This window comes from Streptomyces sp. NPDC089919, from assembly GCF_040684615.1.
GTDB lineage: Bacteria > Actinomycetota > Actinomycetes > Streptomycetales > Streptomycetaceae > Streptomyces.
The window spans coordinates 33,232-50,400 of the sequence record NZ_JBFBGK010000056.1 but is presented as its reverse complement, the minus strand read 5'-3'; the positions used below and the strand labels follow the sequence as shown (position 1 = coordinate 50,400).

The following is a 17,169-nucleotide window of genomic DNA, read 5'->3' as shown; positions in this document are numbered from 1 at the left end:
CTCGGGTCGGTGGCGACGTCGGCCCGGGCGGCGGCCTGGAGTTGCCGATCCTGTGCCTGCTCGCCGTTGGCCCGGGCGTGCGCGCGTTGCTGGAGCCCGCGCCTCAAACTCCCCCAGCTACCGCTGGGAGGTGCCCCCAGCGAGGCTGGTAGGCCCGTACCGCCGCTCCGCGGCCGCCGCCTCAAACTCCCCCAGCTACCGCCGGGCGGAGCCCCCAGCACGGCTGGTAGGCGAGGCATCGTCAATGGGTCGCGGGTCGGTCAGGCGGCGGTAGGAAGGTGATGGAGGTCAGGCGGGCGGCGGCGGGGCGGTCGAGCAGGGTGACGGTGGCGCAGGCAAGCGGGCGGGCGGACCCCGCAGCCAGCGAGCGGGCGGACTCGGCGGCAGGCAGGCGGACGGACCCCGCCGCACGCGGGCGAGCGGACTCCGCCGCAGGCAAGCGGGCGGACCCCGTCGCAGACGGGCGAGCCGACTCGGCGGCAAGCGGGCGAGCCGACTCAGGCGCGGGCGGGGCGGCGGATTCCGCGGCCGCCAGCAGGGCGGCGACGGCGCGCCGGTGGCGGGTGAAGGCGTAGGCGCTCACGCCGCGGCCCCGCGCCGCCTGGCCCGACAGCGCCTCCCCCGCACTCGCGTCCAGCAGCAGCAGGTGCAGCGACCGCCCCCGCCGCCGCGCGGCCCGTCCGAGCAGCCGGCGCACCCAGGCCTGGGTACCGCAGTCGTGGACCACCACGCTGCGCCCCGACCGCAGTGCCGCCCACAGGCCGGCGTAGTGCGCCACCCGGACCGCCGGCCGGTACAGGCCGTACGGCAGCCGCCCCGGCAGCCGGGCCTCCCACCGCTCGCGGACGTCCTGGGAGTCGATGGCCGGGCCGGTCACGGCCCGCTTCATCAGGGTGCTCTTGCCGCTGCCCGGCAGCCCGGAGACCACCACGAGGTCCCCGGCCGCGAACTCCAGCCGCCGGGGCCCGGCGGCGCCCAGCCCCCGCAGGTCCCGCACCCGGCCGGCCGGGGCCGCCGCGGCCGGCGCCGCGCTGCGCCGGTCCGGCTGGACCGGCACGGCCAGGGCCGCCCCGTCCGGCACCGTCACCGCTCCGAAGATCCGCACAGCGATCGCCTCCCCTGAGGGCCCCTCCCAGCGGCAGCTGGGGGAAGGGTCAACCGGACCCATGCCCACTAAGTGTAAAGAGACGGTAATGCGAGGGGTACGGTTCCCGCGGAGCCGGCTGCCGCCCCGCCCCGTCCCCCGCCCCCACCCGGAGATTTGCCCCGGGGCCCGGCCCCCCGTTCCCGCCGGACGCGTGCAATGATGTGCGCGCCAACTCCATACAGGCCGCTTGAATCCGCGCGGGAGAGTTCCGGGCCCTGCCACCGGCAGGCCGCACCGGGCGCCGAAGGAGCAAGACCCTCCCTTGAATCTCTCAGGCCCAGTTACCGCGCGGGCGAGGCACATCTGAAAAGCGGGTCCGACCGGCATCGCCCACCGGACCCCACCCAAGGTGCAAGTCACCCCCGCGACGCGTAGCTTCGTACGCGCCTGCGGTCGTGACGAACCTCTCAGGTTCCGATGACAGATGGGGAGGAACCGTCCTCATCTTTTGACGCGGCCTGCCCTGGGAGCCACCCCTATGTCGAACACCCCCCGTCTGACCGCCCTCGACGCCGTGCACCGTGCCCTCGGTGCCACGATGACCGACTTCGCGGGCTGGGACATGCCGCTGCGCTACGCCAGCGAGCGGGACGAGCACACCGCCGTCCGCACGAAGGCCGGCCTGTTCGACCTCTCCCACATGGGCGAGATCACCGTCACCGGCGCCGAGGCCGTCAAGCTCCTCGACTACGCGCTGGTCGGCAACATCTCCACCGTCGGCGTCGGCCGCGCCCGCTACACGCACATCTGCCAGGAGGACGGCGGCATCCTCGACGACCTGATCGTCTACCGCCTCGGCGAGACCGAGTACATGGTCGTCGCCAACGCCTCCAACGCCCAGGTCGTGCTGGACGCCCTCACCGAGCGCGCGGCCGGCTTCGACGCCGAGGTTCGCGACGACCGGGACGCCTACGCGCTGATCGCGGTGCAGGGCCCCGAGTCCCCCGCGATCGTGAAGTCCCTGACGGACGCCGACCTGGACAACCTCAAGTACTACGCGGGCCTGCCCGGCACCGTCGCGGGCGTCCCGGCCCTGATCGCCCGTACCGGCTACACGGGCGAGGACGGCTTCGAGCTCTTCGTGAAGCCCGAGCACGCGGTGGAGCTGTGGGAGGCGCTGACCAAGGCCGGCGAGGGCGCCGGCCTGGTCCCGGCCGGCCTGTCCTGCCGCGACACGCTGCGCCTGGAGGCCGGCATGCCGCTGTACGGCCACGAGCTGACCACCGCCCTGACGCCCTTCGACGCGGGTCTGGGCCGGGTCGTGAAGTTCGAGAAGGAGGGCGACTTCGTGGGCCGCGCCGCCCTCGAGGCCGCCGCCGAGCGCGCCGCCGGCAACCCGCCGCGCAAGCTGGTCGGCCTGATCGCGGAGGGCCGCCGGGTCCCGCGCGCCGGCTTCCCGGTGGTCGCCGACGGCCAGGTCATCGGCGAGGTCACCTCGGGTGCCCCGTCCCCGACGCTGGGCAAGCCGATCGCCATGGCGTACGTCGACGCGGCGCACGCCGCGCCCGGCACCTCCGGTGTCGGCGTCGACATCCGCGGTACGCATGAGGCGTACGAGGTCGTGGCCCTGCCGTTCTACAAGCGGCAGAAGTGACGATCCCGCACCGGGATCCCGCCACCTCCTTCGTCTCACCCTCCAAGACACCCGTTCATCAGCACTCCCCCGCATCCAGGAGAATCAGGCCATGAGCAACCCCCAGCAGCTTCGCTACACCAAGGAACACGAGTGGGTCTCGGAGGTCGACGCGGACGGCGTCGCCACCGTCGGCATCACCGAGTTCGCGGCCAACGCGCTCGGTGACGTCGTCTACGCCCAGCTGCCCGAGGTCGGGGCCACCATCACCGCGGGCGAGTCCTGTGGCGAGCTGGAGTCGACCAAGTCGGTCAGCGACCTGTTCGCCCCCGTCGACGGCGAGGTCGTCGAGGCCAACCAGGACGTCGTGGACGACCCGGCCCTGGTCAACACCGCCCCCTTCGAGGGCGGCTGGCTCTTCAAGGTGAAGATCACGGGCGAGGCCGACCTGCTGACCGCCGACGAGTACGCCGCCCTCACCAAGGGCTGACCGGACCACACCGAGGGATCCCGATGTCGCTTCTGAACACTCCCCTTCACGAGCTGGACCCGGACGTCGCCGCCGCCGTCGACGCCGAGCTCCACCGTCAGCAGTCCACCCTCGAGATGATCGCCTCGGAGAACTTCGCTCCGGTCGCGGTCATGGAGGCCCAGGGCTCGGTCCTCACCAACAAGTACGCCGAGGGCTACCCGGGCCGCCGTTACTACGGCGGCTGCGAGCACGTCGACGTGGTCGAGCAGATCGCGATCGACCGCATCAAGGCGCTCTTCGGCGCCGAGGCCGCCAACGTGCAGCCCCACTCGGGCGCGCAGGCCAACGCCGCCGCGATGTTCGCGCTGCTCAAGCCGGGCGACACGATCATGGGCCTGAACCTGGCCCACGGCGGTCACCTGACCCACGGCATGAAGATCAACTTCTCCGGCAAGCTCTACAACGTGGTCCCGTACCACGTCGACGAGTCGGGCCAGGTCGACATGGCCGAGGTCGAGCGCCTCGCCAAGGAGTCCAAGCCGCAGCTGATCGTCGCCGGCTGGTCCGCCTACCCGCGCCAGCTGGACTTCGCCGCCTTCCGCCGCATCGCGGACGAGGTCGGCGCGTACCTGATGGTCGACATGGCGCACTTCGCCGGCCTGGTCGCCGCGGGCCTGCACCCCAACCCGGTGCCGCACGCCCACGTCGTCACCACCACCACGCACAAGACCCTCGGCGGTCCGCGCGGCGGTGTCATCCTGTCGACGCAGGAACTGGCCAAGAAGATCAACTCCGCGGTCTTCCCCGGTCAGCAGGGCGGCCCGCTGGAGCACGTGATCGCGGCCAAGGCGGTCTCCTTCAAGGTCGCCGCCTCGCCCGAGTTCAAGGAGCGCCAGGAGCGCACCCTGGCCGGCGCGAAGGCCATCGCCGAGCGCCTGGTGCAGGACGACGTCAAGGCCGTGGGCGTGGACGTGCTGTCCGGCGGCACCGACGTGCACCTGGTCCTGGTGGACCTGCGCAACTCCGAGCTGGACGGCCAGCAGGCCGAGGACCGGCTCCACGAGATCGGCATCACGGTCAACCGGAACGCCATCCCGAACGACCCGCGGCCGCCGATGGTGACCTCGGGCCTGCGGATCGGTACCCCGGCCCTGGCCACCCGCGGTTTCCAGGCCGAGGACTTCACCGAGGTCGCGGACATCATCGCCGAGGCGCTGAAGCCCGCGTACGACAGCGACGCCCTCAAGGGCCGGGTCTCCGCGCTGGCCGCGAAGCACCCGCTGTACCCCTCGCTGTAAGGCGGTCCGCCGCTCCGTACGGCGTACGAGCAGGGCCCGGCCTGCGGTTCCCACAGGCCGGGCCTTTCTCATGACCAACGTCCCAGGCGGTGGGCCCTGATGCCTCTGATTGCGCCAAATATTCGTAAATAGGCTCGACATAAGGCATCCCCCCGTCAAGGACGACAGGCAGGCACCCTCATGGACATGAGTGCGGCGAACCGGAAGGGACTCAGTCTCTTCGCGCTGGTCATGATCGGCATCGGTTCCATCTTCGGCTCCGGCTGGCTCTTCGGCGCCGGCACCGCGGCCCAGGTGGCCGGCCCGGCGGCGCTGGCCGCCTGGGTGATCGGCGCGGTCTTCATCGGCATGATCGCCATGTCCTACGCGGAGGTGGGCGCGGCCTACCCGATCCCGGGCGGCATGGCCCGGTACGGCTCGATCTCGCACGGTCCGGTGCTCGGCTTCATCACCGGCTGGGCCGTCTGGATCGCGGTGGCCTCGCTGATCCCGATCGAGTCGATCGCGGCGACGCAGTACATGTCCTCGTGGAGCTTCGGCTGGGCGAAGGGCCTGGTGGACGCGGGCAGCCACCAGCTGACCGCCTTCGGCATGGCCGTGGCGCTGGTGCTGACCGTGCTGCTGTGGCTCTCGTGCTACTGGTCGGTACAGCTCCTGGCCAAGATCAACTCGCTGCTGACCCTGGTCAAGTTCGCCATCCCGGTCCTCGCGGTGGCCGCCCTGATCGCCTCCGGCTTCCACACCGAGAACTTCTCCGCCCACGGCGGCTTCGCGCCCAACGGCTGGACCGCCGTCCTGACCGCCGTCACCACCTCGGGCGTGGTCTTCGCGTTCAACGGCTTCCAGGCCGTGGTCAACCTGGGCGGCGCCGCCAAGAACCCCGGCCGGGCCATCCCGATCGCCCTGGTCGGCGCGCTCTCCCTGGGCCTGGTGATCTACCTGGCGCTGCAGACCGCCTTCCTGGGCGCCGTCCCGCCGGAGCAGCTGGCCCAGGCCGGCGGCTGGAGCGGGATCAACTTCAACTCGCCGTTCGCCGAGCTGGCCCAGCTCCTGATGATCCACTGGGTGGTGGTGATGCTCCAGTTCGGCGCCTTCATCTCGCCCGCCGGCTCCAACATCGCCAACGTGGCCTCGGCCGCGTACATGGTCCAGAACCTCGCCGAGACCGGCTTCTTCCCCAAGAAGCTCCAGCAGACCCACCCGGTCTACGGCACCGCCCGCCCGGCGATGTGGCTGAACCTCGGCTTCTCGGTGCTGCTGCTGGTCACCGTGGGCCACAGCTGGAAGACCCTGGCGCCGATCATCTCGGCCGCCATGGTCATCTCGTACCTGATCGGCCCGGTCGCGGTGGGCGTCTTCCGCCGCACCAAGCCGGACCTGCCCCGGCCGTTCCGGCTGCCGATGGCCTCCGTGCTGTGCCCGCTGACCTTCGTCTTCGCCGCCTGTGCGCTGTACTGGTCGAAGTGGCCCAACACCGGCATCGTCACGGCCCTGACCCTGGTGGCGGCGCCGGTGGCCGCCCTGGTCCTGCGCCGCAAGGGGGAGCGGGACCTGGCCGGGCAGTTCGCCCCGGCCTGGTGGATCGTCTGCTTCCTCGGCGCGCTGTCCCTGCTCTCCTGGCTGGGCGGCACCGACTTCGGCGGCACCGGCCGCATCCCGGGCGGCCTGGACATCGCCCTGGTCGCGGCCATGGCGCTCGGTGTCTACCACTGGGCCGTCCGGGCCGGAGTCAAGGCCCACCTCGCCGGGCTCCCGGGCCCGGACCCCGTACTCGACGGCGAGGCGGACTCCACCACGGAGGCCCAGACTGCCGACCGGGAACGTGAGCTGTCCCACGCATGACCCCATAAGTACCGGTCCGGCAGGCGAACCGTTCACCTGAGCGGGTTAGGCTCGTCTGTCGGACAAAATCCGCACACATCCCCATCTCCTGCCCCTCCACGAGCAGACAAAGGAGTCCGACTCCGTGGCCATCTCCGTGTTCGACCTCTTCTCCATCGGCATCGGTCCGTCCTCCTCCCACACGGTGGGCCCGATGCGCGCCGCACGCATGTTCGTGAACCGGCTGAAGAAGGACGGCGTGCTCGCCCAGACCGCGTCCGTGCGGGCCGAGCTCTACGGCTCCCTCGGCGCGACCGGGCACGGCCACGGCACCCCCAAGGCCGTCCTGCTGGGCCTGGAGGGCCACTCCCCGCGCACCGTCGACGTCGAGTCCGCGGACGACGAGGTCGAGCGGATCCGGCAGAGCGGCAGGCTGCGCCTGCTGGGCGCCGAGATAGGGGACGTCCACGAGATCGCCTTCGACGAGCCGAACCAGCTGATCCTGCACCGCCGCCGCTCGCTGCCGTACCACGCCAACGGCATGACCCTCTTCGCCTACGACGAGGCCGGGGCCCCGCTGCTGGAGAAGACCTACTACTCGGTCGGCGGCGGCTTCGTCGTCGACGAGGACGCGGTCGGCGAGGACCGGATCAAGCTCGACGACACCGTGCTGAAGTACCCCTTCCGCTCCGGTGACGAGATGCTGCGGCTGGCCAAGGAGACCGGCCTGTCGATCTCCTCGCTGATGCTGGAGAACGAGAAGGCCTGGCGCACCGAGGACGAGATCCGGGCCGGTCTGCTGGAGATCTGGCGGGTCATGCAGTCCTGCGTCAACCGGGGCATGTCCCGCGAGGGCATCCTCCCCGGCGGCCTGCGGGTCAAGCGCCGGGCCGCCTCCACGGCGCGCCAGCTGCGCACCGAGGGCGACCCGATGATGCACCGCTCGGAGTGGACCACCATCTACGCCATGGCGGTCAACGAGGAGAACGCCGCCGGCGGCCGGGTCGTGACGGCCCCCACCAACGGCGCCGCGGGCGTGCTGCCGGCCGTCCTGCACTACTACATGAACTTCGTCCCGGGCGCGGACGAGGACGGCGTGGTGCGCTTCCTGCTGGCCGCGGGCGCGATCGGCATGCTCTTCAAGGAGAACGCCTCCATCTCCGGCGCCGAGGTCGGCTGCCAGGGCGAGGTCGGCTCGGCCTGCTCGATGGCGGCCGGCGCGCTGGCCGAGGTGCTGGGCGGCACCCCGGAGCAGGTGGAGAACGCCGCCGAGATCGGCATGGAGCACAACCTCGGCCTGACCTGCGACCCGGTCGGCGGCCTGGTCCAGATCCCGTGCATCGAGCGCAACGGCATGGCGGCGGTCAAGGCCGTCACCGCGGCCAAGATGGCCATGCGCGGCGACGGCAGCCACAAGGTCTCCCTGGACAAGGTCATCAAGACCATGAAGGAGACCGGCGCCGACATGAAGATCAAGTACAAGGAGACCGCCCGCGGCGGCCTCGCGGTCAACGTCATCGAGTGCTGACGCACTGACGTCTGCTGAACGCCGAAGGGGCGGCGCCCGGAGAAATCCGGGCACCGCCCCTTCGCTCATGTGTCGCCGCGGTCAAGCACCGCGTCGCCCGGGATCACGCTCCGGGGAAATGGCCGAAGTACGAAGGATCGTCAAAACCCCGCGTGTCTTCGTGCCACTGGACGACTCCGGCGATCACCAGGCCCCCCTGCTGTCCGGCCCCGAGCGCGTAGAGCCTGAAGCCGGACGGGACCTCTCCGATGCGGCCGCTGTACGCCGCCCATTCGTCCTGGGGCACCTCCGTCACGGTCAGCCCGTCATAGAAGGGCTCCACCGACATGCGGGCCACTCCCCCGAAGCAGACGTCGATGCGCGACTCCGCGACACCGCCCTCGGACGTACTGCGCAGCAGGAGGCGGCGGTGGCTGACCGTGTAGGCCCACAGCTTGAACATGCGGTCGGATGCGAACAGCTCAGTCACCTGCTAGTACCCCACCTTCGACGGATCGAGGTTCCAGTTGGGTTCCTGGACACCCTCGATGCGTTTGCCCTTGAAGTACCAATGAATCCTGCTCCATTCCAAGTTGCCCACGCGGGCGTGGTAACCGACGCGGTACATCTCCCACTGGGTGGAGAACCAGCCGGAACCCGCACCCGCCTGGTAGGCCTGGACGAAGGCGTTCTGCACCTCGGCAGCGGTACCTTCACTCATTCCCTTGAACCCGTCCACGGCAATATTGACACGGACGTTCGCCTTCAGATCGGTGTCGACGTTGGCCATCCACTGGGCGTACGGAACGCCACCGGGGAGCTCCCCGATCACCGTTTGCAGAGAGGGGTCGTTCCACGTGTACGCGCCGCTCTCCTTGTGATCCAGGGCCAGGCTCTCCGAGGGGCCGTGGATGCCGAGCGTGAGCGGCGGATCCGCCTCCCCGCACGTGTTGTGCACCAGGACCGGAGTCCAACCGGCCAGCACGTAGAACGTGTGCAGCCGACCGACGGTGAGGTTGTACCGGGTGGCAGTGCCCGGGGTCCGGTGGACCCTGCGCACGTGGACCGCGTGGCCGTCAGGGGTGGTGAGGGCGTGCCCCGGGGTCAGGGATGCGGCCGGGACCCAGGTGAGGGTGGTCGCGTCCCAGAACGGGTGCTTCGAGGTGGTGTGGAGGGTTTCGGTGTCGCCCGGGGCGACCTCGACCGTGAGGTCGACCAGGTCGTCGTCGTCGTGCGCCCAAGTGGCCTCGACCGTGCGGGCACCCGCGTCCTCGCCGGTGTCCGGGTCGGCCGCCTCCACCTTGTCGCCCGCGGTGATCTCGGCGATCGGCTTCGCCGTGCCGCCGTCCATGAGGACCGGCGTGTCGGGCGAGAAGCTGCACGTCGTGCCCGGAGTGCCGGTGTTCGGCTCATCGGCGTGGCTCGCCGAAGCCGTTGCGGCCTCTGCCGCGGCCTGCGGGGTGGCACTCTCCTTCGGGGCCCCCGCGTTGCCACCGGACGCGTCGTGCGCGGCCTCCTTCGCCGCGCCGCCGGCCGTGGCCGCGCCCGGGGGGCCCTCCGCGTGCGCCTCACCGGAGGCCTTGCCCGCCTTGCTCCCCGCGCTCGAGTCCTCCCTGGCTACTTCGGAGACGCCTTCGCCACCCGGCCCGGGACCGCAGTCGCCGAGCAGCGCACCGCATGTGGCGACGAACGCACCGGCCGCGGCTTCCGCGCAGACGGGCGATGCGATGCCGCCCGTGCCCGTGACGCAGACGTAGGCTGCCGCCAGGATCACGACTGCTACGAGCGTGACCACGACGTAGGGCGCGGCCTTCTCGATGTAGTGGCCGGCACAGTTCCAGAAGCCGTGGCAGCCACCGCCGCCATGACCGCCGGACGAGGTCTTGGTCGTGGTGACGTACGTCGTCGTCTTGGTGGGCGGCGGGGTGTCGCCGGGACCGCAGTCGATGACGCAGTAGTTCATCGTCGGGTCGGTGTACCAGTTGTCGAGCCCGCTGGCGTCGCTGCCGCTGGCGGGGTTGTCGGCCGCGTAGCTGTAGCCGCCCATCTGGTTCGGATCACCGGCTTGGAAGACCGGGTCCGGGGTGAGGAAGCGGCCGCTCGTGGCGTCGTAGTTGCGCGCGCCCAGCAGGTTGAGGCCGGTTGCGGTGTCCATCGGCTGGCTGAGGAAGCCGCGGTTCTCGTCCGGAGAGACCCATGACGTGGGCTTCGGACCGCGCGCGTTGCCGTACGGGTCGTACGAGCGCCGGGTGGCCAGCAGGCTGCCCGCGTCCACGGCCGTCGTGGACGTGCCCTGGGTGTTGCGGAGCTGGTAGGTCACGCCTCCGGTGCTGCTGCGCGTGATGTCCGTGCCGTCCGGGCCACCGTAGTGGCGCAGACCGGTCCAGGTCTTGGCCGCGACGTTCAACGTGATCTGCTCGGCGCCGCCGAACAGGTAGAGGACTCGCGTCTTGTCGGTGCCTGCGACCGCGCCCGTCTGGATGAGCAGGCCACCGTCGGCGTCGTACAGGTACTTGCTCGTGGTGCTGCTGGAACCGGTCCCTGTCGTGACCGTGGCCGTCTGGCCCTCGAGGTTGTAGGTGAGGATCTGGGTCTGGCCGGCCGGTACGGCGCCGGTGTCGGCAGTCGTCCACGTCTGGCCGGCGCTGCCGCAGGTGGCGAGCGTGAGCTGCGTGCCGGCGGTGGCGTTGGCGGCGGGGTCGGTCAGGCAGACCGCGCTGTTGGCCGCGTTGACCAGGGTGCCGGTGGTGGTCGCCTTCCACTTCTGGGTGGCGTCGGTGGTGCAGGTGTCGATCACCACGAGCGTGCCCGCGGTGGTCGCGTTGGCGACGGTGTCCAGGCACATGCCGAGCACCTTGACGGTGCCGTCCGTGCCGATGGTCCACTTCTGCGCCGTGCTGGTGCCGTTGCAGGTGCCGACCTGGACCTTGGTCCCGGCGGTGGCGGCACCGCCCGCCGTCTCGATGCAGAGCTTGCCGCCTCCGGAGAGGGTGAAGCCGGTGCTCAGCGGACCGGTGGTGGACACCTTTCGGCTGACGGTGTTGCCGCTGTTCTTGTTGGCGTACGCCGGGTCGGCGTAGCCGTTCGTCCAGGTCGCCGAGCCGGTCCCCGGATTGACGCTGACCTCGGCGCCCGCCTGGTTGGGCAGGGTGGCCGCGACGGTGCCGTCGGTGCCGGTGTAGGCGATGGACTGGGTGGTGTCCGCGAGGGCGTTGCCGGACGGGTCGTGGTTGACCATGCCGGTGCGGTCACCGAGCTGGTCGAAGGTGTACGTCTGCCAGTACGGAGCCGGACCGCCGACCGTGGTGGTCTTGATCTGGCCGGAGCTGGTGGTCTTCACCCCGGTGCTGGTGCAGCCGCCGACACCGCCCACCGGCGCCGCCGTGGGCGAGGTGATCCCGGCGGTGTCCGTCCAGGCCGCCGTCAGGCGCTGGAAGGAGTCGTAGGTGAAGCACTGGGTGTCGTGCGTGGTGTTGTTCTGCAGGTCGTCGATCGCGGTGACTTCGCCGACCTGGTTGTAGCGGTAGTTGACGACGTCCAGCGCGGTGGCAGAGGTCTGCGTCATCGAGCTGGTCTGGATGGACCGGCCGGTCGTCGCGTCGAACTGGGCGAAGTTCGCCAGCTGCTTGCCGGCGGCGCCGTAGTTGGCCTGCTGCACGCGTCCGAAGGCGTCATGGACGGCCACGGACAGGTAGGCGGGGGTGTTCGAGGCGTTGATGTAGCCGCCGAACCCCGAGAGCGCGCCCTGCTGGGTGTACCCGTAGTCCACGTCCTCGGCCGGCAGGTTGCCGTCGGCCTGGTAGTGCGTCGTGGACAACCGGCCCGCGGTGGGCGTGTAGTCCGCGGACATCGTGTACGTGACGGTCCCGCCGGCGGGCGCGGTCGCCTGCCCGGCGGCGGCGAACCCCTCCGCGGCGGGGATCGTCATGCTGTCGCCCAGCGCCTGGTAGGCCGTGTTGTAGCCGGTGACCGCCTTCGTGTACGCCTTGCCGGAAGCGCCGCCCACGTACCGGGTCGAGGACGTCGGGTAGCCCTTGGCCAGGGTGTCGTACACCCACGCGGCCTGGAGCTTGGACGGGTCAGGCACGGTCTGCCACGGACCGCTGTACGAGCCGGTGCGACGGTTGTTCCAGTCGTAGGTGAAGGACGACACCTCACCGCGCGGGTCGGTGGACTGGAGCAGGTTGCCGGCGAGGTCGTACTTGTCGTACGTCCCGGTGCCCGCGTTGGGGTCCGTCTGGGAGAGCTTCTGGCCCAGGAAGTTGTACGTGTTGGACCAGGTGTTGCCCGCGTTGTCCTTGACCGTGGCCAGCTGGCCGGCAGGCGTGTAGGTGTAGCTCGTGGTGGAGTTGGCCGGCGGGACCCCGTTGACGGTGCCCTGCTTCCACAGCTGGGTGGTGCCGTCGCTCGTGACCACGACCAGCGTGGCGTCGGCGCGCACCCGGAGGGTGGAGCCGGTCGTGGCCGCGAGGCCCGTGGTCCACTTCGACACGCCGGACGGCGTGTAGATCACGAGGTTGCCGTCGGTGCCGAACTTGGCGAAGGCGCCCGGGTTTCCGGCTGTGCCGCTCGCCCAGATCTGTTTTCCGGTGGCGAGCCCGGTCAGCACCAGGTTGCCGTCGGACTGCATGGTCAGGCGGATGGTGTTGGAGGCCAGTGACGTGCCCGAGGGGATGACGTCGTTGCCCCGGAGGGTCACCGTGCCGCCGGTGTTCTTGACGACGCTCCGGACGGTCTGGCCCAGTCCGTTGGTGAAGGTGGCCGTGGACCGGCCGCCCGCGGACGGGGTGCTGTCGGTCTCGTCCGCACCCGGGTAGCTGGTGGACGTGTGCCACTGCTCGACGGCCTGGTGCCACAGGGTCGACTTGACCGACCGGCCCTGACCGTCGTAGGCGGTGGTGCTCGCCGCGGGGATCTGGTTCTCGTTCGCCGCGAAGACCGTGCCGGACGGCGCCGCCGTCGGCTCGTAGTACGGGGCGTACGAGGTGATGGGCCAGCCGTGCGAGTCGTAGAAGGAGTCCGCGATGATCCGGCCGGTGTCGCTGTCGCCCTGCGGGGTGCTCTGCGTCTGGCGCGGCTGGAGCATGCCGTCGTAGATGGCGACGGAGACGGAGTACGTGCCGTCCTCGCGCAGGGTCTTGGACGTGACCGAGGTCGGGGCGCCGGGCTGGGTGACCGTGTCACCGGGGGCCGCGACGGCGCCCGGGTTGACGGAGTACGCGAAGGTGCGGTCGGCGCTCTGGCCTGCGGCCTTGTCACGACCCGGCAGCCACACCGCGGTGCGGCGGCCGAGCGCGTCGTACGTGATGTCGGTCTTGCGGCCGTTCGCGTCGGTGTGCTGGGTCTCCAGCCCCCGCAGCGGCGAGTGCGTGGAGGTGACCACCCAGTTCTTGCTGTTGGTCGTCTTGATCGTGGTCGGGGCGGTGTTGTTTCCGGAGGCGCTCCACGCCGGGGTGAAGTCGGTGTGCGTGTTCTGTCCGGTGGCGTCCAGGGCGTCCGTGACGCGGCCGGCGCCGTCGTACTTCATGGCGGCGGTGGGCTGCCAGTTCTCCGTGGTGCCGGTGAAGCCGGTGCTGATCTCCGCGCCCGTGGCAGCGGCCGTGGCCGAGACCTGGCCCAGGGTGCCGAGCCCGGTCAAGGTGCCGTCACCCTTGTAGTAGATCCGCCGGTCGGCAAGGAGCGTGCCGGCGCTCACGGCCGTACCGCAGGCGCCGAGGACCGAGGTGACCTGGGACGGGTAGGACAGCATCTGCGGGTTGGTGGCCGGCGCGCTCGCGTACTGGGTGGTGCTGCACTTCTCCTGGCTCGGATCGCTCACATCACCGTGCGCGTCCGTGCTGACCGGCCGGCCCAGCGAGTCGTACGCCGTGTCGGTCTGGGTGTGCCGCCAGGTGCCGTCGGCGAGCTTGACGTAGGAGTGGCTCTGGGAGCTCTGCACCCGACGGGCGGTCAGCGGGGGCAGGGTGGACAGGGCCGGCTTGGTCTCGCCGGGGTGGTCGGTCTGCTCCCAGTTGCTCCACGCAGTCTGCGGGACGCTGAGCGTCTGGGTCGAGGTCGTGGGTCCGGTGATCGTCGTGGACGTGATCGAGCCGCCCGCGGCCGAGTAGACGTCCTGCTGGAGTTCGGTGCCGGCCAGGTGGTCGGCGTCGGTGACCGTCTGGACGACCTGGCCGCCGGCCTTGGCGTCGACGGTGACCGAGCGGCGGGTGCCGTCGGCCTTGTAGTCGCCGTCCATGCCCTGGAGGTACGTGGAGACCGTCTGCGTGACGGGCTCGGGCGCCCGGCCGGTCTGCACCGTCACCGTGCGGAAGCCGCGGAACTGGCTCCAGGTGCGGTACTGGTCGTCGCCGAGAGCCGAGTCGTCGCGGTGCCAGGCGGCGCCCGCGTAGCTGTACGTGGCGACCCGGGAGGCGGAGCCGGCCGGGGCGGCCTTGCCGTCGGGCGTGTAGGTCCCGGCCACCGTCAGGTCCGAGGTGGTGACCTGGCGGACCGTGATCTTGTTGAACCAGTCCTCGACCGGCTTGGAGGCACCGGGCACGGCCCAGTACACCGGGTAGCAGGAGTTGGTGTTCGAGTCCGCGGTCGCGAAGGTGAGGGTCTTGCCCGCGCAGGGGTTCAGGTTGTAGTCGACCGCGATCGACTCGCCCGTCTCGGTCTGGACCGTCGAGATGCGCGGGTGGTACAGCGGCGGCGCGGACGGCTCGACGTCGTTGACGCGGTTGTCGATCTCGGTTCCGGTGAACGCCACCTTGTTGAGGGTGATGTCACTGTTGCCGTTGTTGTAGGTGTCCTTGCCGGTGTGCTGGATGGTCTGGAGCCACATCACGGCCTGGAGGAAGCCCGAGTGCGCCGGGTCGACCGAGGTGCCGGTGACCGGGTCGACCGCACCGCCCGCGGCCGAGAAGACGTGGCCGAGCTGGTAGGAGTCGACGTCCACCAGCTTGTCGGTGTTCGCGTCCTTGACGTGCACCTTGGTGGTGATCGAGTCCAGGCGCGTGGTGGACCAGAAGGTCGGGCCGGCGATCACGCAGACGTCCGCGGGGACGGTGGTGGCCCCGTCGGGGATCGTCGTCTTGTCCGTGGAGTCGCAGTGCTGGTCCCACGGGGTGTCCGGCCAGTGCGGGGAGGTCGAGTCCTTCAGGTTGCCGGCCGAGCAGTCCGTGAACGTCGCGTCGGTCTGGCAGCGCTGCTTGGTGCCGAACACGACCTGTGCCGAGGGCGTCCGCTTGGCCAGCGCGTCGGCCAGCATGTAGCCGTACGAGATGGAGTCGAGGTTGCCGCCCCGGACGTACGGGGTCAGGGTGCCGAACTTGCCGTCGGGCGCCTGCCCGCCGCCGAGGCTGTAGTAGTTGGTCTGGGTCGAGTAGTCGAACCGCTGGACCAGGCCGTTCGGCGAGACGACGAAGTCGAGGTTCCAGCGCCAGCCCTCCGGCTTGGCGCAGCGGGAGGCCTTGCCCTTGGCCGAGTCGTAGCAGGGGTCCCCGGACTGCGGGTGGAAGACCGGCAGGCCCCAGGCGGCGTCGGTGGCGTCGTCGGTCGGGGTGCCGGTCTGCGGGACGGCGGCGGTACCGACGCCCGCGGGGGCGTGGTTCGAGCCGAAGTAGGCGGCGGTGCCGTCGGTGGTCAGGACGCGGAAGTACGTGCCGTCCTGGAGGCCGTTCTGCGCGCCGGAGAGCTCCTGGACGATCGTGCCGTCGTCACCGCGCAGCTTCCACTGGCGCAGGAGCCCAGGGACGGATGCGTCCTTGGTGTCGGGGACCAGGACGCCGGAGTGCGGACCGAAGGAGACCTGCGCGTTGGCGCCGCCCCAGCACTCGTCCCCGGAGCCCTTGAGGACCTTGTCGCCGCTGCCGTCGCGGAGCGTGCCGCAGCCGCGGTACGTCCGCTCCACGAAGCCAGGGTCGTAGCTCCAGCCGTCGCCGATCCACGTGGACTGGGAGTTGCGGGCCGAGGTCTCGCCGTCGACCGCCTGGGAGTCGTACGCGAGGCCGACGCTGGGGGCGTTGCCGCCCAGGCCCGCCGGGACGTCGATCGGGTACGAGTACGTGAACGAGCCGGTGCCGGAGGCCTGCCAGGAACCGGACGGGTTCAGGGAGGTGGCCGCGTAGTCGCCCTGGGAGCCGCCGCTGCCGGAGGTGACGCCGAGGGTGGTGCCGGCGGTCGTCTGGGCCTGGGCCGCCATGGCCTTGGCGCCCTTCGGGGCCGTGACCGCCGGGGTGCCGAGGCTGACCGTGGCGGTCAGCTGGTCGGCGGTGGCGCGGTTCGTGAACGGCACCGGGGTCTGGGTGCGGCACTTCGCCAGCTGCGGCGTGGTGAGCGCGCAGTCGGGGAGCTGGACCAGCTTGAGGCGGGAGCCGTAGCCGCCGCCGTAGGCCTTGGCGATGGCGCCGTAGTCGATGACGACCTCGACCTTGCCCGCGCCGGCGGCCTTGCCGGCGGTCGGGGCGGTCGGGGCGGTCGGGGCCAGGGAGACCAGCATGCCGTTGGCGCCGGCCTTCAGAGCCTGGTCGTGCGAGCCGACCTCGACCTTCACCGAGGCCGGGACCGGGTTCCTGCCCGTCTTCGCCGGGGCCACCCACACGGGCAGCGCGCCGGCCTTCGCGGGCGACTTCGACGCCTTGAGGCCGCGGGCGCCGTCCGTCAGCTTCACCGTCGTCGAGCCGGCCTTCGGCCAGGACTGCCGGCCGGGCCGGTAGCGCTCGACCGGCTTGTAGCCGGCGCGGTCGGTCCGCCGGGGGCCGGCCGGTCCGGTGGTCAGGGCGTGTCCGCCCACTCCGGCGACCTCAGAGACCTTCTTCGGCTTCCAGACCTCACCGCGGAAGCGGTAGTCCCCCGCCTGGCCGTCGCGGCCCTCCCAGTCGTCGCCGCCCTTGCCCAGGGCCGCCAGTACCCGCAGGTCCAGCCCCTGAGTGACGGTCACCGGCAGGAGCAGGGCGAGCGTGGCCAAGAGCGCCACACCCAGAACGGTCCCCCCGCCCCATATCCGGAATCTCCTGCTCGCGAACCATCGTTGTCGCGCTGTCAACGTGCGCCCCCCACCTACTGGCGGCCAGCGGCCGCCGTCGTTCCAGGTCACACCAGACGTGTGACCGGCGGAGGCTATTGATGTTCTCGAGGTTTGCTCAATACGGTGATCCGACACCGCGTTCGAACGAAACCGGCCATCCCCGTGTGTGAACTGCACCTATTTATGCGGGACGAACATCCAGCCAATCGGACAAACTGCGGGCCCTGTTGTGCCGCACCGCTGCAACGCTGCCGCCGGTGCTGGGCGGAATTATCCACTCCGCCTTACTCGATCTTGCGAGGAATTTGACGCATGCTTGACCGTTCGAACCAGCCTGCGAGACG

The 17,169-nt window shown here is 70.8% G+C and carries 7 protein-coding genes, 1 pseudogene and 1 riboswitch; of the genes and pseudogenes, 5 read left to right on the top strand and 3 right to left on the bottom strand.

Features of this window, described 5'->3' with window-relative positions; genetic code table 11:
- Positions 1–532 precede the first annotated feature (532 nt).
- Positions 533–1,111: pseudogene (locus AB0O40_RS22235) on the bottom strand (AAA family ATPase); the annotation flags it as partial.
- A gap of 224 nt (positions 1,112–1,335) precedes the next feature.
- A riboswitch (glycine riboswitch) is annotated at positions 1,336–1,444 on the top strand.
- A gap of 181 nt (positions 1,445–1,625) precedes the next feature.
- Between AB0O40_RS22235 and gcvT the strand changes: the two are divergent.
- From gcvT to AB0O40_RS22210, 5 genes are all read left to right on the top strand, one after another.
- Complete coding sequence (gene gcvT, locus AB0O40_RS22230; protein WP_365044287.1) at positions 1,626–2,741, top strand: glycine cleavage system aminomethyltransferase GcvT; 1,116 nt, start codon at positions 1,626–1,628, stop codon at positions 2,739–2,741.
- A gap of 91 nt (positions 2,742–2,832) precedes the next feature.
- Positions 2,833–3,210: a glycine cleavage system protein GcvH gene (gene gcvH, locus AB0O40_RS22225; RefSeq protein ID WP_365044284.1), complete on the top strand. Its 378-nt coding sequence runs from the start codon at positions 2,833–2,835 to the stop codon at positions 3,208–3,210.
- Positions 3,211–3,233: 23 nt separating this feature from the next.
- Complete coding sequence (gene glyA / locus AB0O40_RS22220; protein WP_365044281.1) at positions 3,234–4,490, top strand: serine hydroxymethyltransferase; 1,257 nt, start codon at positions 3,234–3,236, stop codon at positions 4,488–4,490.
- A 180-nt stretch (positions 4,491–4,670) separates the two neighbouring features.
- A complete protein-coding gene (locus AB0O40_RS22215; protein ID WP_365044278.1) occupies positions 4,671–6,332 on the top strand; it encodes an APC family permease in 1,662 nt (553 codons plus the stop codon).
- 124 nt (positions 6,333–6,456) lie between these two features.
- The gene (locus AB0O40_RS22210; protein ID WP_365044275.1) at positions 6,457–7,839 is read left to right on the top strand and encodes an L-serine ammonia-lyase; all 1,383 of its coding nucleotides are present in this window, start codon (positions 6,457–6,459) and stop codon (positions 7,837–7,839) included.
- A 103-nt stretch (positions 7,840–7,942) separates the two neighbouring features.
- Here AB0O40_RS22210 and AB0O40_RS22205 read toward each other — a convergent pair whose 3' ends face one another.
- Together AB0O40_RS22205 and AB0O40_RS22200 are read right to left on the bottom strand one after the other, a co-directional pair.
- On the bottom strand, positions 7,943–8,308 hold the full coding sequence (locus AB0O40_RS22205) for a hypothetical protein (protein ID WP_365044272.1): 366 nt from the start codon (positions 8,306–8,308) through the stop codon (positions 7,943–7,945).
- Positions 8,309–8,311: 3 nt separating this feature from the next.
- On the bottom strand, positions 8,312–16,774 hold the full coding sequence (locus tag AB0O40_RS22200) for a ricin-type beta-trefoil lectin domain protein (RefSeq protein ID WP_365044269.1): 8,463 nt from the start codon (positions 16,772–16,774) through the stop codon (positions 8,312–8,314).
- Positions 16,775–17,169: the final 395 nt, after the last annotated feature.

Coding starts and splice junctions, on each gene's coding strand:
- AB0O40_RS22215 (WP_365044278.1), top strand. CDS start 4,671: ATGGACATGAGTGCGGCGAACCGGAAGGGACTCAGTCTCTTCGCGCTG.
- glyA (WP_365044281.1), top strand. CDS start 3,234: ATGTCGCTTCTGAACACTCCCCTTCACGAGCTGGACCCGGACGTCGCC.
- gcvH (WP_365044284.1), top strand. CDS start 2,833: ATGAGCAACCCCCAGCAGCTTCGCTACACCAAGGAACACGAGTGGGTC.
- gcvT (WP_365044287.1), top strand. CDS start 1,626: ATGTCGAACACCCCCCGTCTGACCGCCCTCGACGCCGTGCACCGTGCC.